At 41.9% G+C, this 20,389-nt stretch carries 21 protein-coding genes, 2 tRNA genes, 2 rRNA genes and 1 riboswitch (1 of these 26 cut by a window edge); of the genes, 7 read left to right on the top strand and 18 right to left on the bottom strand.

Annotation, left to right across the window (positions count from 1 at the left end):
* The 3 genes from ASE42_RS05390 to ASE42_RS05380 all read right to left on the bottom strand — a co-directional run.
* A 23S ribosomal RNA gene (locus ASE42_RS05390) occupies window positions 1-898 on the bottom strand; it reaches 2,025 nt to the left of the window's first position.
* A gap of 73 nt (window positions 899-971) precedes the next feature.
* A tRNA-Ala gene (locus ASE42_RS05385) sits at window positions 972-1,047 on the bottom strand.
* Between the two features lie 284 nt (window positions 1,048-1,331).
* Window positions 1,332-2,880, bottom strand: a 16S ribosomal RNA gene (locus tag ASE42_RS05380).
* Together the 16S and 23S rRNA genes with 1 tRNA gene alongside form the textbook arrangement of a ribosomal RNA operon.
* Before the next feature lie 421 nt (window positions 2,881-3,301).
* Window positions 3,302-3,403: riboswitch (TPP riboswitch) on the top strand.
* Window positions 3,404-3,501: 98 nt separating this feature from the next.
* On the opposite strand from ASE42_RS05380, the gene thiT reads away from it, so the two are divergent.
* A complete protein-coding gene (thiT, locus tag ASE42_RS05375; RefSeq protein WP_056765981.1) occupies window positions 3,502-4,077 on the top strand; it encodes an energy-coupled thiamine transporter ThiT in 576 nt (191 codons plus the stop codon).
* A gap of 240 nt (window positions 4,078-4,317) precedes the next feature.
* Here the strand turns inward: thiT and ASE42_RS05365 are convergent, their stop codons facing one another.
* Window positions 4,318-4,872, bottom strand: a complete 555-nt coding sequence (locus ASE42_RS05365; RefSeq protein WP_024423230.1) for a GNAT family N-acetyltransferase — start codon at window positions 4,870-4,872, stop codon at window positions 4,318-4,320.
* 171 nt (window positions 4,873-5,043) lie between these two features.
* On the opposite strand from ASE42_RS05365, the gene ASE42_RS05360 reads away from it, so the two are divergent.
* The 3 genes from ASE42_RS05360 to ftsW are packed head-to-tail and all read left to right on the top strand — an operon-like array spanning window position 5,044 to window position 7,990.
* On the top strand, window positions 5,044-5,682 hold the full coding sequence (locus ASE42_RS05360) for a helix-turn-helix domain-containing protein (protein ID WP_056765979.1): 639 nt from the start codon (window positions 5,044-5,046) through the stop codon (window positions 5,680-5,682).
* A 14-nt stretch (window positions 5,683-5,696) separates the two neighbouring features.
* A complete protein-coding gene (gene rodA / locus ASE42_RS05355; RefSeq protein WP_056765976.1) occupies window positions 5,697-6,851 on the top strand; it encodes a rod shape-determining protein RodA in 1,155 nt (384 codons plus the stop codon).
* 5 nt (window positions 6,852-6,856) lie between these two features.
* A complete protein-coding gene (gene ftsW, locus ASE42_RS05350; protein ID WP_156403014.1) occupies window positions 6,857-7,990 on the top strand; it encodes a putative lipid II flippase FtsW in 1,134 nt (377 codons plus the stop codon).
* A 30-nt stretch (window positions 7,991-8,020) separates the two neighbouring features.
* On the opposite strand, the gene ASE42_RS05345 is transcribed toward ftsW, so the two are convergent.
* Complete coding sequence (locus ASE42_RS05345) at window positions 8,021-9,568, bottom strand: flotillin family protein (RefSeq protein ID WP_034284308.1); 1,548 nt, start codon at window positions 9,566-9,568, stop codon at window positions 8,021-8,023.
* 11 nt (window positions 9,569-9,579) lie between these two features.
* The gene (locus ASE42_RS05340) at window positions 9,580-10,110 is read right to left on the bottom strand and encodes a hypothetical protein (RefSeq protein ID WP_056765972.1); all 531 of its coding nucleotides are present in this window, start codon (window positions 10,108-10,110) and stop codon (window positions 9,580-9,582) included.
* 207 nt (window positions 10,111-10,317) lie between these two features.
* Between ASE42_RS05340 and ASE42_RS05335 the strand changes: the two genes are divergently transcribed.
* Window positions 10,318-10,797: a DinB family protein gene (locus tag ASE42_RS05335; RefSeq protein ID WP_056765971.1), complete on the top strand. Its 480-nt coding sequence runs from the start codon at window positions 10,318-10,320 to the stop codon at window positions 10,795-10,797.
* Window positions 10,798-10,836: 39 nt separating this feature from the next.
* Here the strand turns inward: ASE42_RS05335 and ASE42_RS05330 are convergent, their stop codons facing one another.
* Together ASE42_RS05330 and betB are read right to left on the bottom strand one after the other, a co-directional pair.
* Window positions 10,837-12,045, bottom strand: coding sequence for an iron-containing alcohol dehydrogenase (locus ASE42_RS05330; RefSeq protein WP_056765969.1), 1,209 nt, complete (start codon window positions 12,043-12,045; stop codon window positions 10,837-10,839).
* A gap of 27 nt (window positions 12,046-12,072) precedes the next feature.
* Complete coding sequence (betB, locus tag ASE42_RS05325) at window positions 12,073-13,542, bottom strand: betaine-aldehyde dehydrogenase (RefSeq protein WP_056765967.1); 1,470 nt, start codon at window positions 13,540-13,542, stop codon at window positions 12,073-12,075.
* A gap of 206 nt (window positions 13,543-13,748) precedes the next feature.
* Between betB and cudC the strand changes: the two genes are divergently transcribed.
* Together cudC and ASE42_RS05315 are read left to right on the top strand one after the other, a co-directional pair.
* Window positions 13,749-14,306, top strand: coding sequence for a choline uptake/conversion transcriptional regulator CudC (cudC, locus tag ASE42_RS05320; protein ID WP_034284303.1), 558 nt, complete (start codon window positions 13,749-13,751; stop codon window positions 14,304-14,306).
* A gap of 72 nt (window positions 14,307-14,378) precedes the next feature.
* Window positions 14,379-14,451 (top strand) — tRNA-Ala (locus tag ASE42_RS05315).
* Between the two features lie 350 nt (window positions 14,452-14,801).
* Here the strand turns inward: ASE42_RS05315 and ASE42_RS05305 are convergent.
* The 10 genes from ASE42_RS05305 to ASE42_RS05265 all read right to left on the bottom strand — a co-directional run bounded on the left by ASE42_RS05305 (window position 14,802) and on the right by ASE42_RS05265 (window position 20,381).
* Entirely contained in the window at window positions 14,802-15,605 is an 804-nt protein-coding gene (locus ASE42_RS05305) for an N-acetylmuramoyl-L-alanine amidase (protein ID WP_056765965.1), read from the bottom strand.
* Window positions 15,606-15,624: 19 nt separating this feature from the next.
* Window positions 15,625-15,888, bottom strand: a complete 264-nt coding sequence (locus ASE42_RS05300) for a phage holin (protein WP_056765963.1) — start codon at window positions 15,886-15,888, stop codon at window positions 15,625-15,627.
* Between the two features lie 12 nt (window positions 15,889-15,900).
* Window positions 15,901-16,113: a BhlA/UviB family holin-like peptide gene (locus ASE42_RS05295; protein WP_008344062.1), complete on the bottom strand. Its 213-nt coding sequence runs from the start codon at window positions 16,111-16,113 to the stop codon at window positions 15,901-15,903.
* Window positions 16,114-16,169: 56 nt separating this feature from the next.
* Window positions 16,170-16,316, bottom strand: a complete 147-nt coding sequence (locus ASE42_RS18495) for an XkdX family protein (protein ID WP_075621941.1) — start codon at window positions 16,314-16,316, stop codon at window positions 16,170-16,172.
* Window positions 16,317-16,670 (bottom strand): hypothetical protein, encoded by a 354-nt coding sequence (locus tag ASE42_RS05290; protein WP_235566680.1) that lies wholly within the window; start codon window positions 16,668-16,670, stop codon window positions 16,317-16,319.
* Entirely contained in the window at window positions 16,667-18,079 is a 1,413-nt protein-coding gene (locus ASE42_RS05285) for a pyocin knob domain-containing protein (protein ID WP_056765957.1), read from the bottom strand. The genes ASE42_RS05290 and ASE42_RS05285 overlap by 4 nt, the downstream gene beginning before the upstream one ends.
* Window positions 18,080-18,201: 122 nt before the next feature.
* Window positions 18,202-18,345, bottom strand: coding sequence for an XkdX family protein (locus ASE42_RS05280; RefSeq protein ID WP_034624530.1), 144 nt, complete (start codon window positions 18,343-18,345; stop codon window positions 18,202-18,204).
* Window positions 18,342-18,662: a hypothetical protein gene (locus ASE42_RS05275; RefSeq protein ID WP_034624531.1), complete on the bottom strand. Its 321-nt coding sequence runs from the start codon at window positions 18,660-18,662 to the stop codon at window positions 18,342-18,344. The genes ASE42_RS05280 and ASE42_RS05275 overlap by 4 nt, the downstream gene beginning before the upstream one ends.
* A 12-nt stretch (window positions 18,663-18,674) precedes the next feature.
* Complete coding sequence (locus ASE42_RS05270; protein ID WP_056765954.1) at window positions 18,675-20,060, bottom strand: hypothetical protein; 1,386 nt, start codon at window positions 20,058-20,060, stop codon at window positions 18,675-18,677.
* Window positions 20,061-20,081: 21 nt separating this feature from the next.
* Complete coding sequence (locus ASE42_RS05265) at window positions 20,082-20,381, bottom strand: hypothetical protein (RefSeq protein WP_024423247.1); 300 nt, start codon at window positions 20,379-20,381, stop codon at window positions 20,082-20,084.
* Window positions 20,382-20,389 lie beyond the last annotated feature (8 nt).

Genomic DNA, 20,389 nt, shown 5'->3' with positions numbered 1-20,389 from the left:
CCTCCGAGACTCTTACCTTGAGGCTAGCCCTAAAGCTATTTCGGAGAGAACCAGCTATCTCCAGGTTCGATTGGCATTTCACCCCTACCCACACCTCATCCCCGCACTTTTCAACGTGCGTGGGTTCGGGCCTCCATTCAGTGTTACCTGAACTTCACCCTGGACATGGGTAGATCACCTGGTTTCGGGTCTACGACCACGTACTCATGCGCCCTATTCAGACTCGCTTTCGCTGCGGCTCCGCATCTTCTGCTTAACCTTGCACGGGATCGTAACTCGCCGGTTCATTCTACAAAAGGCACGCCATCACCCGTTAACGGGCTCTGACTACTTGTAGGCACACGGTTTCAGGATCTATTTCACTCCCCTTCCGGGGTGCTTTTCACCTTTCCCTCACGGTACTGGTTCACTATCGGTCACTAGGGAGTATTTAGCCTTGGGAGATGGTCCTCCCGGATTCCGACGGAATTTCACGTGTTCCGCCGTACTCAGGATCCACTCTGGAGAGAAYRACATTTCAGTTACAGGGCTGTTACCTTCTTTGGCGGGCCTTTCCAGACCTCTTCGCTTATATCATTCCTTTGTAACTCCGTATAGAGTGTCCTACAACCCCAAGAGGCAAGCCTCTTGGTTTGGGCTGTTCCCGTTTCGCTCGCCGCTACTCAGGGAATCGCATTTGCTTTCTCTTCCTCCGGGTACTTAGATGTTTCAGTTCCCCGGGTATGCCTTCTCATACTCTATGTATTCAAGTATGGATACTACTCCATTACGAGCAGTGGGTTTCCCCATTCGGAAATCTCCGGATCAAAGCTTGCTTACAGCTCCCCGAAGCATATCGGTGTTCGTCCCGTCCTTCATCGGCTCCTAGTGACCATTTCTTACTTTAGAAAGAATCACTATGTGTGATGAACTTTGCATTGCATTCAATGTGAATGTATTACTTATTGTTATCTAGTTTTCAAAGAACACGTTGGTGGAGCCTAGCGGGATCGAACCGCTGACCTCCTGCGTGCAAGGCAGGCGCTCTCCCAGCTGAGCTAAGGCCCCATAACCATTTCTTACTTTAGAAAGAATCACTATGTGTGATGAACTTTGCATTGCATTCAATGTGAATGTATTACTTATTGTTATCTAGTTTTCAAAGAACAATCCTGTCTCKCTAGAGACATGTTTTGAAGGAATGATCCTTCAAAACTAAACAAGACGAAAACGYACGCTGCTCCATATATCCTTAGAAAGGAGGTGATCCAGCCGCACCTTCCGATACGGCTACCTTGTTACGACTTCACCCCAATCATCTGCCCCACCTTCGGCGGTCCATATATCCTTAGAAAGGAGGTGATCCAGCCGCACCTTCCGATACGGCTACCTTGTTACGACTTCACCCCAATCATCTGCCCCACCTTCGGCGGCTGGCTCCATAAAGGTTACCTCACCGACTTCGGGTGTTGCAAACTCTCGTGGTGTGACGGGCGGTGTGTACAAGGCCCGGGAACGTATTCACCGCGGCATGCTGATCCGCGATTACTAGCGATTCCAGCTTCACGCAGTCGAGTTGCAGACTGCGATCCGAACTGAGAACAGATTTATGGGATTGGCTAAACCTTGCGGTCTTGCAGCCCTTTGTTCTGTCCATTGTAGCACGTGTGTAGCCCAGGTCATAAGGGGCATGATGATTTGACGTCATCCCCACCTTCCTCCGGTTTGTCACCGGCAGTCACCTTAGAGTGCCCAACTRAATGCTGGCAACTAAGATCAAGGGTTGCGCTCGTTGCGGGACTTAACCCAACATCTCACGACACGAGCTGACGACAACCATGCACCACCTGTCACTCTGTCCCCGAAGGGAAAGCCCTATCTCTAGGGTTGTCAGAGGATGTCAAGACCTGGTAAGGTTCTTCGCGTTGCTTCGAATTAAACCACATGCTCCACCGCTTGTGCGGGCCCCCGTCAATTCCTTTGAGTTTCAGTCTTGCGACCGTACTCCCCAGGCGGAGTGCTTAATGCGTTAGCTGCAGCACTAAGGGGCGGAAACCCCCTAACACTTAGCACTCATCGTTTACGGCGTGGACTACCAGGGTATCTAATCCTGTTCGCTCCCCACGCTTTCGCTCCTCAGCGTCAGTTACAGACCAGAGAGTCGCCTTCGCCACTGGTGTTCCTCCACATCTCTACGCATTTCACCGCTACACGTGGAATTCCACTCTCCTCTTCTGCACTCAAGTTTCCCAGTTTCCAATGACCCTCCCCGGTTGAGCCGGGGGCTTTCACATCAGACTTAAGAAACCGCCTGCGAGCCCTTTACGCCCAATAATTCCGGACAACGCTTGCCACCTACGTATTACCGCGGCTGCTGGCACGTAGTTAGCCGTGGCTTTCTGGTTAGGTACCGTCAAGGTGCGAGCAGTTACTCTCGCACTTGTTCTTCCCTAACAACAGAGCTTTACGATCCGAAAACCTTCATCACTCACGCGGCGTTGCTCCGTCAGACTTTCGTCCATTGCGGAAGATTCCCTACTGCTGCCTCCCGTAGGAGTCTGGGCCGTGTCTCAGTCCCAGTGTGGCCGATCACCCTCTCAGGTCGGCTACGCATCGTCGCCTTGGTGAGCCATTACCCCACCAACTAGCTAATGCGCCGCGGGTCCATCTGTAAGTGACAGCCGAAACCGTCTTTCATCCTTGAACCATGCGGTTCAAGGAACTATCCGGTATTAGCTCCGGTTTCCCGGAGTTATCCCAGTCTTACAGGCAGGTTACCCACGTGTTACTCACCCGTCCGCCGCTAACATCCGGGAGCAAGCTCCCTTCTGTCCGCTCGACTTGCATGTATTAGGCACGCCGCCAGCGTTCGTCCTGAGCCAGGATCAAACTCTCCGAGCATATCACACATGCGTTGCTACACGATGTAGCGAACTTAGCATGTGATCAYTTCCTGCCTCGCCAGTTTGACTGACTACCTATGAAGTATCATAGGATTTTTATAAAAACTCGAATTAACAGGTACGTTTTGTCTTGTTTAGTTTTCAAAGATCATCTCCGCCGTCTCTCAGAGGCGACTTTATTAATATAACATTCTATCAAGATAAAGTCAACAACTTTTTTCTTAATGTTATTTATCAACCGCGCTGTTTCAGCGGCGAATACAAATATAACACCTTTTGAAAGAAGAAACAAGTATTTTTTCTAAATAATTTATTTTTCCTTATCTCTTCCTATATATTGATACAAATGCTGCTTATCTCGGGAATTGTCTATTGTTGATCCTGCAGGTCTTTAGTATATTTATAATAGATTGAAACTAAATAACCGCAGGGGGAGCTTTGTGCTGAGAGTGAACATTCGTTGTTCTGACCCTTTGAACCTGTCAGTTAATACTGAAGTAGGAATGTGGAATCACTTGAATACATACGGTGTATTCAAATCGATATGTTTTTCTATGAATAACATACTCATCCTTACACGGTCTCTCCTTGCTCAATTCATGAAAAAGGAGATTTTTTTATGCAGCAATCAAATCAATTGGTACGACTGATGGAAATCGCGATTATGACTTCACTTGCACTTGTATTAGATTACTTATCAGGTCTCTTTTTAAGAATGCCCAATGGCGGTTCTCTTGCGCTGATTATGATTCCCGTCATTCTCATGTCTATTAGATGGGGAATATCTACCGGATTTATCATCGGTGTGTTAATCGCAGGTCTTCAGCTGATGAATAGCCCGATTATCGCTACACCTGTTCAAGGATTCCTCGATTACTTCGTTGCATCTGTTGTCATTTCTTTAAGCGGCCTGTTTTCTGGACTGATCAAAAAAGCCATTCAGGATCAAAAGCGAAAACAGCAATTCTTCTATATTACCCTAGCTGTTTTTATTGCTAGTTTCTTCAGGCTGCTGACGTTCTTTATTTCTGGCGTCGTTTTCTTTTCTCAATATGCACCGAAAGGAACACCAGGATGGGTCTACTCTTTAATTTATAACAGCACATATATGGTTCCTTCATTTATTATTTGCAGTATTGTTCTTTGTATACTTATCCCAAGTGCATCCCGTTTGGTTTTTCCTCATCAAAAATAACCGGCTGATTTCAGCTGGTTATTTTTTTATGCATAATTTGCTGCTCCATGGAATCTATTAATAGTAGAAGATTTCATGCTGGAGGTACGACAATGAGCCCTTACTCCATTATGCTGTGCTGTTATATTCTCAGTCTTGCTTATTTTTTGGCAGGTTTCTATGAAGCTTTAAAAATAGCAGGCGTGAAAGGAAAAGTAGAAGCTTCACCGTTTATTTCTTACATGTTGCTTGCTGTGCTCTTCACTTTTTTCTCTCATTATTACTGGAAGCTGACGATTTAATTCGCTGTACATGGTTATTCAATATAGACAGCTCCCATCCATACCCTATTTCATTATGGTTCTCGCCAGCCAGCTCGAACTGGCTGGTAACGACAAAACTAGGTTGAAGTTTTTGATAAAATTGTTTTGCCGAATTTTGTTCAAACACCCATAGCATCAACTTCTGATACCCTTTTTCTATTAAATAATCGACACCTTTAGCAATTAAGGCAATACCCGCACCTGATTTCTGTTTCTGTTGTAATAAATAGATGGCATATAGCTCTCCATCATATGTAGAATAACGTTCGTCACGTTGTTTTCCGAAAGAAGCAAAACCAAATACGCCATCTGCATCTTCTGCGACAAACGTCCCTTCAAGTGACCTTCTTCTCCAGCTCTCTTTCCGATCTTCAATGTTTAAACCATCTAAATACTCCTGCGAAATAATCCCCTGATAAGTCGTCTGCCAGCTTTTCACATGAATCTCAGCGATTTTTGGAATATCCTGATGTACCGCATGTCTCACCTTCATCCGCGCCACTCCTACTCACTGTTTTTATCCTATTTATATTATGATAAATTCTTATTTTTTAAAATTCAATCAATAAAGGATATCCGTTGACATTTTGTCAACACACCTTTATATTGGGTACGACTTCTTCTATAGAAGAGTTGATACATAATGAAAAGGATGGCGTAGAAAATGGATATTAAGACAACAGAGCTTGGGCAAATTTTAAAGGAAAAATTGCAGCAACGCTCTCTATCTTTAAGAGAGCTCAGCACATACACAGGAATCGATAAAGCGACACTGTCCAGAATCATGAATGGAAAAAGAAAACCCACTTTGAATCATCTGCAGCGGCTTTCAGAATCTCTGAACATATCATTAGATCAACTATTGACTGCTTCAGGGTATCCAATTAAAAACGAAAAGGCGCACGGTGATACGTTCATTCAAGCGGTAGAAGAGATTGAAAAAACCCTAAAAGATCAAGAGGTCTACGACGGTACGTTTAGTCAGACCAAATTGGAACAAAAGTTAAACGAATACGAAGTCTACAGCCAAACAGCTGAAGGAAAAGAAACGATTACGGCAAAGTTTGAAAAAAAGATGAAGACGCTAAGCGGCGTCGGACCATTTCTTGAGCAGTTGAAAAACATGTACAGTTTATTCATAAATGGACGGGGGACTCCTCGAGAATTGATGCTGATGGGAGGCGCACTCCTTTATTTCATTATGCCTGTTGATTTAATACCAGATTATATTTTTCCGATTGGCTATATTGATGACGCTGCCGCCGTGCAAGTCATATTAAACCAACTGACAAATAGGGCATAGCAGGAAAAGAAGCCATGAAAAAACAGTACAGCATTGACTTCGCACTTTTACTCACTGTTATTTGTTTATTTGTCATCAGCCTACTAGCTGTTTATAGCGGATCGGGACAGTATGAAACGCAAGATATGCTTTATTTCGTCAAAAGGCAAATTTTCTGGTATATCGTCGGTTTCGGTCTCATGGGAGCAGTTGCCTACTTTGATTATGAGCTGCTTGAGCGTTTATCTTTTCGGTTATTTGCAGGTGGTATTTTTCTCATTATTCTTGTGCATTTTTTCGGAACGAGTCAAAATGGTTCCCAAAGGTGGATCAGCTTCGGTTCAATCAAAATTCAGCCATCAGAGTTCATGAAAATTTTTGTGATCCTGCTGCTTGCGGCTGTCTTGAACCAATACAAGCATCAGCGATTTTCTTTTCAAGAAAGCATCATTCCTACAACTAAAGTCATTTGCTGGACGATCGTCCCTTTTTTCCTCATCTTAATTCAGCCTGATTTAGGAACAGCGCTCGTGATTTTATCCATTGCCTTTACACTGATGCTTGTATCAGGGATTTCGAGCAAGATGACGGCTGCATTAATGGCTGCTTTTCTTGCACTTCTTGCCTTTTTGATCTATCTGCACAATCATCATTTTGAGCATTTTACGAAAATCATTAAGCCTCATCAGCTTGATCGCATTTATGGGTGGCTCTCTCCTGATGAACTTGATTCAACATACGGGTATCAGCTGAAACAATCGATACTCGGCATTGGATCAGGTCAATTATCAGGAAGCGGTTTTACAAAGGGGCAACAAGTACAAGGTGGCAATATCCCTGAAGCCCATACGGATTTTATATTTGCCGTCATTGGTGAGGAGTTTGGTTTTATTGGCGCCTCTCTTTTGATGTGTCTGTACTTAATGATGATTTACCGAATCATTCACGTGGCTATGCACGCTAATACACTCTATGGATTATACATATGTGCAGGTGTCGTTGGGCTGATCATGTTTCAAGTTTTCCAAAACGTAGGGATGACAATCGGTTTAATGCCTGTGACGGGACTTGCACTTCCTTTTATCAGCTATGGAGGCAGTGCGCTATTGACCAACATGATCGCCATTGGTCTCGTGTTTAGTGTCAATCTTAGATCATCATCCTATATGTTTGGTCGCAATTGGGGTTGAAGATGATGACATTCCTTTTATCCCATCTCAAAAGAATCGACCGCATTCTTGTTGGTACGATTGTATTTCTCTGCTTATTTGGTTTACTGATGGTCTACAGTGCAAGTTATCCTTTAGGAGAAGTGAAGTATGAACAGGGCAGCTATTTCTTTACCAAACAATGGCAATGGCTCGTGATGGGGGGATTCTTTTTCTTCATTGCCGCTCTTCTCTCTTATCAGATTTATCGCAAATGGATGAAGTGGCTTGTCTTACTGTCATTGCTATGTCTCATCCTTGTCCTGCTTCCTGGAATTGGTGTTGTCAAAAATAATTCACAGCGGTGGATTCATCTAGGTTCTCTCATGCTCCAGCCTTCTGAAGCTGTGAAACTAGTGATGGTGATCTATTTTGCCTATGTGTATGCGAAAAAACAAGCGTATATTACATCTTTTAAAAAAGGTGTAATGCCGCCACTCATTCTTTTAGGGATTGTTTTTTTATTGATCTTAAAGCAGCCGGATTTAGGCACAGCTGTGTCTATTTTATTAAGCTGCGGCATTATTTTATTATGCGCTGGACTGAAAACGCGCCATCTTATTTTGCTGGGATGGACTGCCGCAGCGGGAATCACTTTTTTTGCTGTGACAGCTCCTTACCGTTTAAAACGGCTGACTTCTTTTCGTAATCCTTTTCAGTATGAAAATGGGGATGGATATCAGCTGATTCATTCGTATTTCGCGATGAATTCAGGCGGGCTGACGGGAAATGGCTTAGGCGGAAGCATTCAAAAACTGGGCTTTCTTCCTGAAGCCCATACGGATTTTATCATGGCCATCATCAGTGAAGAACTGGGAATCATGGGAATTTTGCTTGTGATTGGTGCATATCTCATCATCATGTATCGAGCCATGCGAATTGTGCAAGCTTTACACGACCCATTTGGAAAACTGTTAACGATCGGGCTCACGTTTCAAATCATGATCCAAGCAGTCTTTAATCTAGGAGCTGTCTTCGGGCTTCTCCCCATTACAGGCATACCTCTTCCCTTTATTAGCTACGGCGGGTCTTCATTGGTGTTCATGATGATATCAGCAGGTATTCTCGTGAATCTTTCTTCATATGTAAAAAAGAATCCATATCGGGCGCATGCCAAATAGACACCTTCTGATGGAAGGTGTCTATTGATTTTATTCTTCTATTTGAGTATCAGCGATCTCTTTTTTTCTTGGTTGTTTGATTTCATTTGTCAGCTCTTGAATGCTTTGCTTCACATTGCCTTTACCAGAAAAGTTCTCAATAATTTCTTTCACATCTATTCCAGAGGATGCTTTCAGGCTTTCTTGCAGACTAGACATGAGGTTTGTGGCATAGCCAGTGACTTTATTAGCACCGCTGCCTTCCCCGTTACCGCCCGTATCCACAACAGTAATTTTATCAATGTTAGAAAGTGGTGCAGATACTTGCTTCGCATATTCAGGTAGCATTTTCACAATCATATCAAGAATGGCTGCCTGACCATACTGTTCGAATGCTTCAGCGATTTTCTCTTTCGCTTCGGCTTCTGCAAGTCCTTTTAGTCTAATGACTTCCGCTTCTGTTTCCCCTTTCGCACGATCCGCTTCCGCTTTAGCAAGCCCATCAATTCGGACTTTCTCAGCTTCTGCTTTTGCCATTGCTTCGATGCTGTATTTCTTCGCATCTGCTTCAGCGAGGCGTTTCGCTTTTTCCGCCGCAGCTGACTGCTCAACAGCATAACGGTCCGCATCTGCTTTCTTTTTCACTTCAGAATCGTATTGACGTTCACGACGCTGAATCTCTTTTTCTTCTAATTCAATTTGTTTCTGACGCTCAATGATTTTGACTTGCATTTCTTGTTCAGTTACGTGCTGTCGGTTACGAGCTGTTTCTAGATCGTACGCTTGGTCAGCACTTGCTTTTGCCGTATCCTGTTCACGTCTGAATTCTGCTCTTTTCAGCTCATTGATCTTTTCTGCTTCAGCGATTTCAGTAGCACGCTCAAGCTCAGATTTCTTCGCATCTTTATCTGCTTCCGCACGTTTGATACGTGTTTCTTTATCTGCTTCAGCTGTTGCAATATCTGCATCGCGTTTTACTTGGGCAATTCTTGGTTTACCTAGAGATTCTAAATAGCCATTTTTATCACGAACATCTTTGATCGTAAACGATACAATGACAAGACCCATTTTCGCTAGATCTTGAGAAGCGACACGTTGTACTTCTTGAGAGAATTTCTCTCTGTTTTTATAAATCTCTTCAACTGTCATTGATCCTAAGATGGATCGAAGGTGGCCTTCTAATACTTCTCTTGCTTCGTTTTCGCGGTCTTCTTTTGTTTTCCCTAAAAATTGCTCTGCAGCAGTCGCGATTTCTTCAATCGATCCGCCAATTTTAATGATGGCTGTTCCATCCGCCATGACCGGTACACCTTGTTCGGTATAGACTTCAGGTGTTGAAACGTCTAGCTTGCTAGATAGTAAGCTGAGCGGCTCTGCTTGTTGAAAGACTGGAAGTACAAAAGTACCGCCGCCTCTCACAATCTTAATCTTGTTTCCACCTTCATCCACGTGGACATTTTTACTTCCTAGGTAACTTCCTGTGACGATTAATGCTTCATCTGGACCTGCTGTCCGGTATTTAGAAACAAATACACCAATAAGTGCAATAAGAATCACAAGCACAATTCCAATGATCACTAAAATCGTTGTTCCTGGCATAGCATTCCCTCCTAGATTTCTTTATTTGGTATAACAGATAAGACGCCTTTGTTTACTTCGACAACTAGCACACGGGTTCCATATGGAATCTCCTCTTGGTCGAAACTGACAGCTGGCTTTGAGATTTTCCCGCTATTACTGATTAACAGCACTTCTCCAAATCCGTCTTTTGGAACAGATACAATGATCTCCCCAGTTCTTCCTTTTAAATCGGCCTCCGTATAAGAGAGAGATTCTTCAGCAGAGGAAAGCGGGACTAATACAAATACATTCAAACAGGTCACAAGGATCACTGCGAGGATGGCAGATAATACTGCGCCAAGTCCACTTCCTACAATTGCTGTTTTTTCAGAGATAAACCCTCCAGCCGAGAAAAAGGTAAGAAATGCGAGGATCAATGTTGGTTGAAGGAATGGAACAGGGATCGCTTCAAACAATCCATCAAATACATCGCCGAAAAAGACGAAAACAAGTGTCAGGATTCCTGATATCATTAATATGTATAAATACAGCGTCTGAAGAGGCAGCCCGAACACATCCATCTTCCTCACCCTTTCTTCATGAAATGAACATCTTTTGTTTCATTTAGACCTCACCCACCTCCAATGTATTCCTTCTAACAGGTAATACGAACCACTTTTGTAAAGGTTTCATATTTCATCACAATTCTTCAAAGGGATTTTCGGATAGCTCAAGAATGATTGTCATGTACCATTATGTTAAAATTTGATCTTGAGGTGATGAAGAAAATGAGTTTATTACATGAAGCGAGACAAGAATTGTGGCACGAGCTGCAAGGTTTGAGCGAAGAACAATTGAACCAAAAATTATCTGATGATACTTGGAGTATTCAAGAGGTAGCAGATCATTTAAAGAAAATGGACCTAGTTGCAGCAAAACATCTAGCAGCTGAGGGTAAAAAAGCACCAATTAAAGAATATGAACCAAAGCCGGTAGAAATGGCAGAGGACCGTTCGAAAAAAGCCACTGCGCCTAGTATTGTTGAGCCTGAGCGCAAGCATGTAACACCTACACATTTAAAGGATGAGCTCGATACTGCACGTGAGCAGCTCAATCAAATTTTATCAACATTTACTGAGGAAGATTTCAAACGCGTCATTGCACACCCTGTGTTTAAAGAGCTATCCCTTAAGCAATACCTTGATTTTATCGGTGCACACGAAAAACGCCATATTCATCAAATCAAAGAAGTTAAAGAACAACTATAGACATAAAAAAGACTCCCTTTTGGGAGCCTTTTTTCATTGTTACACCGTTTTAGGTGTTAACTCAAAGCAGCGAGCATAAATCCATTTGTACGCTTTTTCGTTTAAATCTCTTGGGTTTCCAACTGTTTGCGGATCTTTCATCGCTTCTTTAGATAAACGATCAATCATATCTTTTGATACACCTTGTTCTTCTAATGAAGGAACTTCTAAATCCTCCACTAAATCATACATCCAGTTCACAGCTGCTTTGGCTGCTTCCTCTGTTGTCATTCTGCTTGTATCAATCCCAAACGCTTGCGCAATTCGAGCGAATTTTTCCGGATACCCTTTCCAGTTATACTCCATCACTGGTCCCATCATCGCTGCAACACACTGACCGTGAGCGACAGGAATAATACCTCCGAGTGTTTGACTCATCGCATGTGCAGCTCCAGCTGATTCACTTCCATAAGAAAGCCCGGCAAGCATCGCAGCTTGTGCCATTCCATATCTGGCTTCTAAGTCCTCGCCATCAGCAAAGGCACGGCGAATATAATGAGCAGCATATTCAATTGCCATGAGCGCTACCGCATCTGTAATCGGCTGAGCAAATTTCATCGTATAGCATTCAATCGCGTGAGCAAGCGCGTCAATTCCAGTCATTGCTGTCACATGAGGCGGCATGGACACATGAAGCTCTGGATCAATTACTGTTAGATGAGCTGCAATGAGAGGTCCACCAGTATTGAATTTGAATTCTCTTTCTTCATCAGTAATGACCGCCCACTGCGTTACCTCTGAACCTGTACCAGCTGTTGTCGGAATAGTGGTTAAAGGCGGGATTCTATTTTCAAGCGGTTTTTTCCCCTCTGCCGCTTCGTAATCAAGGACTGAGCCTTCATGAGTTGCCTCTACTCCAATTGCCTTTGCTGTATCCATTGAGCTGCCGCCGCCTACTGCGACTAATCCATTACAGCTTTCTTTTTCATATAAAGCAGATCCTTCGTTCACTAGACGGACTGGCGGATTTGGTTCTACTTTATCAAATAGTACGACATCGATTTGCGCTTCTTTTAATGAAGCAATGACTGGGTCCACCACGCCGGCTTGATAAATACCAGGGTCTGTTACAAGCAATACTTTTGAAACGCCGTACGCTTTCACTTCTTCCCCAACATGTTTTACTGCACCGTTGCCGTGTTTGATAACAGTCGGAATTTCAAATGTGTGGAATTTCTGCATGCTTTCAATTTTCATATTTAGTGTCATAAAGAATCTCCTCCAAATGCTTAATTTTTATTTAAACCAATGAACCGCTTCAGGTTTTGTATTTCGATATAAATGCTTCAGTTCCGTATATTCTTCAAGTCCCGTGCGTCCTAATTCGCGCCCAATGCCTGATTGCTTGTAGCCACCCCAAGGTGCTTGAGCGAAATAAGGATGGAAGTCATTGATCCAAACCGTGCCCAATCTTAATTGTCGAGCCACTCTTTCGGCCTTGCTGATATCAGAAGACCACACAGCTCCTGCTAATCCATAAATCGTATCATTTGCCAGCTTGATGACTTCTTCCTCTGTACGGAAGGATTCGACTGTCAGGACAGGTCCAAAGACTTCTTCCTGCACAATCCGCATATCTGACGTGCAGCCTGAGAATATGGTCGGCAAGTAGAAGAACCCATTTTGCAGCTCCTCTGCGTCAGGTCTTTTTCCGCCTGTCTCTAACTTAGCGCCTTCTTCTAAACCGATGCTGACGTATTTTTCTACTTTTTCTCGATGCTCAGCTGAGATGAGCGGCCCGCTCTGGGTGTCTTCATCAAAGCCGTTGCCTAGCTTGATTTTTTTCGTACGCTTCACCAGTTCTTCTAAAAATTCATCATGAATAGATTCTTCCACCAGCAAACGTGAACCTGCTGAACACACTTGCCCTGCATGGAAAAATACAGCATTCATCGCCTGGTCAACCGCTACGTCTAAATCAGCATCTTGAAACACAATATTCGGATTCTTTCCGCCAAGCTCAAGGGCTATTTTTTTCACATTCCCGCTGGCTCCCTGCATAATTTTCTTACCTGTTTCAATACCGCCTGTAAATGAAATCAAATCTACTTGATCATTCACAGCAAGCTCATCCCCAACGGTTGCCCCAGGTCCAAGCACTAGGTTTGCAACGCCTGCTGGAACGCCCGCTTCTTTCATGAGTTTAAATACTTTTATTGTGGTGAGTGGTGTGATTTCACTTGGCTTTAGAACGATTGTATTTCCCGCCGCAAGTGCAGGAGCGATTTTCCAGCTTGCTTGAAGCAATGGATAGTTCCAAGGAGTGATTTGTCCGCATACACCGACAGGCTCTCTGACTAATTCACTTTTCGAGTTTGAAATTGGTGATGCAATGATTTCCCCGCCATCTTTATCAGCCAGACCTGCGTAATATTGGAACACGTTCGCAATATCGTCCATATCTGCTTTGCTTTCCTCTAATGTTTTGCCTGTATCAAGCGATTCCAATTTGGCTAGTTCATCAAGATCACGTCTAATCAATTCAGCTATCTTAAACACAATATTTCCTCTTTCAAGTCCAGGCAGGTTTGCCCAGTCCCCTTGATCGAAGGCTTTTCTCGCTGCTTTAATGGCTAGCTGCGCGTCATTTCTAGATCCTTCGCTGACTGTCGCGATCACTTCTTGATTGAACGGATTGATGATATCCCGTGTGTCGGTACTTTTAGCGCCAACCCATTGTCCGTCTATAAATAGTGTTTGACTCATAGAAGGAACCTCCTCTGATTCTCTTTGGTAAGTTTGTTAAATAAAAATTTAACGTTTTGAATATAATTAACTTATCATGTTCGAATTTTTCTGTCAAAGGGAGATATGCTTCATTTATTTTGACATTTTGTATTCTTTCGTTAACATATAGTCCATAAAGATTTTTTTGAACGGATTGAATTTTCTTAATAGAAAGCAGGGACAAAATGAAAAAGCAGGAAAAACCGCAAGCAGAAGATCGTATTTTAGCTGCTAAAGATCTAGTCATTGATTCCATAGCTGAAACGATGGATCTCTATGGCATTACACGAAGTGCAGGTATTCTATATGGAACGATGTATTTAAATGAGGAAATGACACTGGATGAAATGCGTGAAGAGCTGCAAATGAGTAAGCCGAGTATGAGCACGGGTGTGAAAAAGCTTCAAGACATGAATATTGTCAAAAAGACGTTTCACCGTGGCCGAAGAAAGCACAGCTTTGTTGCGGAAAAAGACTTTTTTAAGTTTTTCACGAACTTCTTTCCGCAAAAATGGGAACGTGAGGTCGAGGTCAATTTAGCGGCAATTGAAGAAGCGCAAGAGCGGCTTCAAGAGGTGTCGCGTGATGATCAGCTGGAGGAACATGTAAGAGAAGAAGCGCAGCAGCTCATTGAGCAGCTTGAAAGCTCAAAAGCCTATTATGACTGGCTGAGACGATTAGCCCATTCTGTTCATTCTGGTGAAATTTTTGACTATATTCCGATTGAACAGAAAGAAAAATAGACGATGTGTTTACGTTTTACAGCTTGAATTTCACAGGAGGATTGATTATAATAAATTATGTCGTCATACTTCGGGGCATTAGCTCAGCTGGGAGAGCGCTACGCTGGCAGCGTAGAGGTCAGCGGTTCGATCCCGCTATGCTCCATACGAAAAACCATTCTTGTAAAATCAAGGATGGTTTTTTTATGTACATATCTCTTACAGTTCTGTTTGTTCTTTGTTTTTTCTTAATAACCTTATGATGCGATATGTAATCACAGAAAGATAAGTTAGAATGAGAAGATTGTGTAGGACACAGGGAAATCGCTCGTCATTCCGTGATAAATGAAATAGATGAGCAGCACTGACAGCATGATGATCTGGAACAGTTCTTTTTTCATTTTCTCTCCTCTCATGATAGGGATTTGGCCGATTATATCACAAATGAAGTCAATTTTAGTTAGCTATCAGCAAGGAAGCATTTCCTCACTTGCTGATAGCTTTTTTTATAGATCATCACTTCTTCTGTAGTTGTTCGATTTTGTTCTTCGTCTTCGGTCCGTAAATTCCGTCTGCAGCTAAGCCGTTCATGAGCTGGAACCGCTTGACCGCATTCGCCGTTTTCGGTCCATAATAGCCGTCAATCCCGTTGTTTTTTGCCCCTTTGTCTGGGTAATAATAGAGGGATGATAAGGCTTTTTGCACGGCAGTGACTTGAGGGCCTTTTGTTAAGGGCTTGGTGACTTTTAAAATGCCTGATGGCAGATTTGACGATTTCTGTTTGGAAACGGGTGTTTTGTGGCTCAAACTTTCTGCTTGAACTGGTTTTCTTGTACTTTTGCTGCCGGTATGCGTTGTGGCTATTCCAGCTTTAAACTGATCCCACCGTCCGAGAAGTTTCCTTGGACATTCTTTCCCGCTCCAATGTTTATGAGGCACTACATTTGATAAAGGAATCCCCAAATCTTCTATCAGCTTTCGAATGAGCCATTGGGCATTTTCAACTGCTTGTTCAAAATTGCCGTCTGCATTTTCACAAATTTCAATTCCAATTGATTTCATATTGCCGGTGCCTCTGCCATCCCCTGCGTGCCAGCCGTTTTCGTTTAACGGTAAATGCTGATAAATCACCTGATCATCAACGGTGTAATGCCAGCTCACCCCGGTACTTGAACGTGCAACAAATGCTGCATGACTGGCCGCATTAGCACCTTTTGCACTGTTAGATGTATTATGCACTGTAATATAGAGCGGCTTCATCGTGTTTCCTGGTCTGTTGCGATGTTGTTTTGGAATCAATGCTTGAATGATTTTTACCATGTCGTTTCTCCTTCAAGTATTATTTTGTTAGCCCTCTTTGTTTCAGAGCATCTTTTTGTAATTGGCCTTTGTAGGTCACATAATTGTTTTTAAACCAAGCGATAACCGCTGTGACCATAGTGAAAATCGTAGAACCTGCCACATATAGTGTCTCACCTGCGGTTTGTACTTGCTCCTCACTAATCGGAAGCACCGTCTGTCCAAACATGACAAGCGTTTGATTGATAAGAGCAATAAAAAGAAGCACTGTGCGAATCACAGTGCCTTTGTCGAATGTTTTCATGATATTTACCTCCTATTTTAAATTCCGTTCAATTTTGTCAAGCTTGTCGATCACGACATCATACTTCTCACTAAACTTTGCTAACACATCATTTTGCGCCTCGATTTGCTCATTGAGTTTGTTTTCTCTTTCCTTTGTTGTGTTTAATACGTAAAACAGCACCCAACAAAACAACACCGCAAACGGTCCTTGTGTCATTAAATATTGAGTCAAATCCATTTCCACTGCACTCACCTACTCCCTCACTTTGCGCATCCTTAAAGGAGGCAAAATAAAAACGCCTATTCAGCGTTTGTTGGATATTCTTCTTTTGTTATTTCTTTGTATTGTTTTGGCGTAATCTTCTCGAACCGAACAAATTTTGCTACGTCTTCATTTTCATAACACTTCCATTGATAGAACAATGAAATACTACGGAACCAATCCAATTAAATGACCTCCTTTTCATTCAGCAACATAATAAGTTCTGATATTGTTTTTGATTGTTCTTCTACTCTCTTTTCTGACTCTGCCAGCTGCTGAAGCAGATCAGCATTTTGCTGTTTTAATAGATCAATTTCTGATGGTGGCAGCGGTTTTGGCTGTAAACTATCAATGTATTCTTGTGTTGCCGACTCATACCATGCCCTTTTCGCTTCATTGTATTTACCTTTGTACAAACCATCTTGAGGTCTTACATCTGTATATCCTTTTGGGATGTCTGCGTCCTCTTCAATTTCTATTTCTTCTCCTGGAAGGTAATTGAATTTTTCGTCGTATTTATATATCCATTTCACTTTCATCCCTCCTGTGCAGCCATGAATTTAAAGCCGAAAGTGATAAATTCATTTGGGTTTGTTGAATTGGAGACACTTTGTATATACACATTACCATCAGTATCAATATGTGTTCTGTGTGTTTGTGGTGTTGAACCAGCACCGATACTAGATGCTACCCCTATAAAATGCATACCCTGTATAGGGCGATAACCACTTGGTAATGTAAAAGCAGGTACCTCAAAACCGATAGTACCCCCTGTAATTGAACCAATTAACTCTACCTCTCCAAATGCATTCTTATAAAATTGCACTTTTTGAGTCCCGTATTCTTTCCATCCGTTTATTATTTTTGTCGGGGACTTCCATTCTATTTGCTCTGCGCTGGTTAACAAACGTTCCCATTTTGACCATACACCATTCGCTATTGTCTTACGCCACGTACGGTTTAAGTTGTCAAAGCCAATTGCCTGCCCGTACGTACTTGTGCTATTACAAGTCCAGATCCCCCTTAACGCAGTACCAGGTCCATTGACCGGTGCATTTGCAGACACAAAATGAACTAAACCTCGATACTTTGGTAATATTTCATGGAAATCGTCCGTATTACTGATATAAACCTTCCCCTGTCCATTATTATCAGTAATAGGGAATGTTTGAATAGCATTTAAATCTGTAGATGTGAGCTGCCTTTCCCATTCAGTCCATTTATAGTCAGTCTTCCTAATTCTATAAAAAGAGTTCAGACCATTGACTGCATCATATATAGCTTGCAGCAGAGTATTCCCATAACTGATCACGATCATAAATGCCCTTTTGATTTCTTTTGGACCATTAAGACCAGCATTATAAACGAGATACATTCCTGTTTCTGTCATTTCGTTATAGTCGGTGGTTTCACTTATGCTTTTGTAAAAGGGTTGACCGTTATCCCTTGTTATTTTATGGAGCTGCCCATCGTTCCATTTATCTTTTTCAGCTACTGTCGGAATCTGAGTCCAAGTGATAGATAAATGGCTAGAATTATAGTAGAAGTAATATGCATTGCCTGATGTATCTATCGCAAAACCTGTTCCAATGTTATTTTGTCCCACTGTCTGTATCCCTCTAATGGCAAATTGTGAAGGGCTATCCTCTATTCCACTGGGCGCATAAAATGTACATGTCCCTTTGTCTTTAATTGAGTCATAAATTTTTGAACCGACAGGAATATTTATAAGATGTACTCCGTCATCACCTGTAATTTTATACAGCTGCGACTCATTCCATTTCTTTTTTTCTACTTCTGAAGAGTGCTGTCTCGAATCATTGATATGATTAGTTAATTGTTCTGATATACCAGTGTCGTTATGAATCAGTATTTTCAACATATCGTTGAATAGATCAGCATGAGCTTTATCACTCGTTTCAAAAGAACGAGGAGTTTTTATATCCAATGTGTTCTCTCCTTTCTACAACTCCATAAATTGTTTCAATGAGATTGAGGATAATTTATGATTTAATGGTTGATTAACCTAAGCCGCCGTAATCACCTTTTTACGGTAAAAAAATAAAGCCATTAGGCTTCGTATTTGTCTCCTGTTATGTCTTGATAGTCATCTGCCGAGATCCAGCCGATGCTTACATAAAATGCAATGTCCTCTGGGCCGTAACATTGCCAGTCCCAAAATTGTTTGATATCTGCTACAGTTGGAAACATCATTCTAAAGTCCCCCCTGTCTGCATAGCCAATAGCTGCGTTAATTGTTTAGATAATAAAGCATTTTGTTTCTTTAAAAGTTCTATATCACTTGGCGGGAGAGGGGCTGGTTTTAGGCTATCTATATACTCCTGTGTCGCTGATTCATACCATTGTTGTTTTTCCACATCAAAAGCTGCTTTATAAAAAGAGGGATTATTGGGTGGAGCAATTGTTGTGCATTGATCTGGAATGACATAATTACCTTCCTCATCCCTTTCGAACACTTCGATAGGTCTGACCAATTCATTTTGATGGTTGTACTCATAAACTTGTATCATACTATCACTTCCTTAATTTAATGGGACGACTGTGTCTAAATAGTAGCCAGTTACCCCACTGTTATTCACTGCATGTAAACCAGTTAGTTTTAGCTCTCCTGTCTTATATATATATAGTTTACTATGACCCGTTGTGCCTGATACTGGGACTGATACTACTATGCCTTTATCGGGTAGGCCTGTATTTGGAATACTTCCACAGATCACTTCTCTATTTGCTATCAGATGGCCCCTCAACAATAATAAGTTTCCCCATTTAACATATTGAACCGGTCTGTCTCCAATAGAGGAACCATTGGCTAATGTGACATCTAGCCACTTGACACTTTCAAAATCGGCATCAGTTACTATTTTTTTCCACCCTTTGAAAACACCGTCAGTATGAACAGTACCAAACCAATGAGTGTTGTCATAACTTCTAATAATATGAATGGTCTTTCTACCATTTACAGTTTCTAAAATATCGATATTAAACCAAGAAGAATCATTATCGACAGGCATATTTAAAACATTAGATCCAACAGCAAAGTAAAATCCGGATGGCAGCGTTAAAATATCAGTACCTATTGGCATTGAAAGTCTTAATCCCTTTGAGTTTAATAGGTTATGGTCATTGAGACGTTTCCAACCGCTCCACTCTTGTTGGGTACCAGTTACATCAGTTGTTGAACGGTTAATATAGACATCTCCTGTATTGTTTGCACCGATGACCCAGCCGTAGGTATTTTCACTAAAAACAGACAAAGCCCTCATGGAACTTCTTGTCGGAAGATCTGGATGTGCTTCATGGATGTACCATGAGTGAACTCCCGGCAATTTTATCAGCTTATCTAAAATGCTAGGATCATCTGCATTAATTCTTTCAAAAGCCTTTCCATCATCAGCAGTGATTTTAGACAATTGTCCTGCATCCCATTTGTTTTTTTCATTTTGAGTCGGCATCTGCACCCAGTTGATTCCAATGTCTTTTACATAATAGGAAAAATAAAATGCATTGCCTAATGTGTCAATTGCGATTCCTACACCAATATTGTTTTGGCCTACAAGCTGGAAGCCTCTTAATGCAGCGTTCCCAACAGCAGGAGAATCAACTACTCCAGATCCTCCTGGGGCATAGAATGAGCAGGAACCTAGCGCTTTAATTCCTTCATAAATACTGCCGCCGGCAGGGATATTGATCAAATGGGACCCGTTATCATTTGTCATTTTATATAGCTGCGATTCATTCCATTTCTTCTTTTCTGAATCAGAGACGTGAGGGTTTGTATCTTCTGCATGATGATAAATTTGAGCTAATAGTTCTGTATCATTTTCAATCAAGATCTGTATCATCTTATTAAATAAATCTGCATGCGCTTTGTCACTTATCTCAAAAGAACGCGGTGTTTTTAAAACCATCTTTCTCCCCCTTATAAAGTTTTAAAGTGATTTCAACTCTTTTATATCAAGTAATATCTGTGTCATTTGTTTGGTTAAAAAGGCATTTTGCTCCTTTAATATTTCAAGGTCATTAGGTAATGGTTTTGTTTTTAGGCTATTTATATACTCTTGCGTAGCTGTTTCCTCCCATTTCCGTCTTTTGGGGTCAAATTTTGCAATATACGATTCAACAGGAGGAGGTACATCGGTAAAACCCTCAGGAATTTTTTCATGTTCATTGATGAGTTTCTCTTCACCAGGAACATAAATTAATTGATCATTATATTTATAAATCCACATTTTAGTAC

Source organism: Bacillus sp. Root920, from assembly GCF_001429445.1.
In the GTDB taxonomy this organism is placed as follows: domain Bacteria; phylum Bacillota; class Bacilli; order Bacillales; family Bacillaceae; genus Bacillus; species Bacillus safensis.
Note: the sequence above shows the minus strand (reverse complement) of the source record. Positions and strands in the feature narration are given on the sequence as shown.

What these genes read in the sequence shown, in the direction of transcription:
- ASE42_RS05345 (WP_034284308.1), bottom strand. Translation starts at nt 9,568, where the DNA reads ATGCCAGGAACAACGATTTTAGTGATCATTGGAATTGTGCTTGTGATT.
- ASE42_RS05270 (WP_056765954.1), bottom strand. Translation starts at nt 20,060, where the DNA reads ATGGTTTTAAAAACACCGCGTTCTTTTGAGATAAGTGACAAAGCGCAT.
- thiT (WP_056765981.1), top strand. Translation starts at nt 3,502, where the DNA reads ATGCAGCAATCAAATCAATTGGTACGACTGATGGAAATCGCGATTATG.
- rodA (WP_056765976.1), top strand. Translation starts at nt 5,697, where the DNA reads ATGAAAAAACAGTACAGCATTGACTTCGCACTTTTACTCACTGTTATT.
- ASE42_RS05305 (WP_056765965.1), bottom strand. Translation starts at nt 15,605, where the DNA reads ATGGTAAAAATCATTCAAGCATTGATTCCAAAACAACATCGCAACAGA.
- ASE42_RS05280 (WP_034624530.1), bottom strand. Translation starts at nt 18,345, where the DNA reads ATGATGTTTCCAACTGTAGCAGATATCAAACAATTTTGGGACTGGCAA.
- ASE42_RS05335 (WP_056765971.1), top strand. Translation starts at nt 10,318, where the DNA reads ATGAGTTTATTACATGAAGCGAGACAAGAATTGTGGCACGAGCTGCAA.
- ASE42_RS05290 (WP_235566680.1), bottom strand. Translation starts at nt 16,670, where the DNA reads ATGAAAGTGAAATGGATATATAAATACGACGAAAAATTCAATTACCTT.
- ASE42_RS05330 (WP_056765969.1), bottom strand. Translation starts at nt 12,045, where the DNA reads ATGACACTAAATATGAAAATTGAAAGCATGCAGAAATTCCACACATTT.
- ASE42_RS05275 (WP_034624531.1), bottom strand. Translation starts at nt 18,662, where the DNA reads ATGATACAAGTTTATGAGTACAACCATCAAAATGAATTGGTCAGACCT.
- cudC (WP_034284303.1), top strand. Translation starts at nt 13,749, where the DNA reads ATGAAAAAGCAGGAAAAACCGCAAGCAGAAGATCGTATTTTAGCTGCT.
- ASE42_RS05360 (WP_056765979.1), top strand. Translation starts at nt 5,044, where the DNA reads ATGGATATTAAGACAACAGAGCTTGGGCAAATTTTAAAGGAAAAATTG.
- ftsW (WP_156403014.1), top strand. Translation starts at nt 6,857, where the DNA reads ATGACATTCCTTTTATCCCATCTCAAAAGAATCGACCGCATTCTTGTT.
- ASE42_RS05265 (WP_024423247.1), bottom strand. Translation starts at nt 20,381, where the DNA reads ATGTGGATTTATAAATATAATGATCAATTAATTTATGTTCCTGGTGAA.
- betB (WP_056765967.1), bottom strand. Translation starts at nt 13,542, where the DNA reads ATGAGTCAAACACTATTTATAGACGGACAATGGGTTGGCGCTAAAAGT.
- ASE42_RS05300 (WP_056765963.1), bottom strand. Translation starts at nt 15,888, where the DNA reads ATGAAAACATTCGACAAAGGCACTGTGATTCGCACAGTGCTTCTTTTT.
- ASE42_RS05365 (WP_024423230.1), bottom strand. Translation starts at nt 4,872, where the DNA reads ATGAAGGTGAGACATGCGGTACATCAGGATATTCCAAAAATCGCTGAG.
- ASE42_RS05340 (WP_056765972.1), bottom strand. Translation starts at nt 10,110, where the DNA reads ATGGATGTGTTCGGGCTGCCTCTTCAGACGCTGTATTTATACATATTA.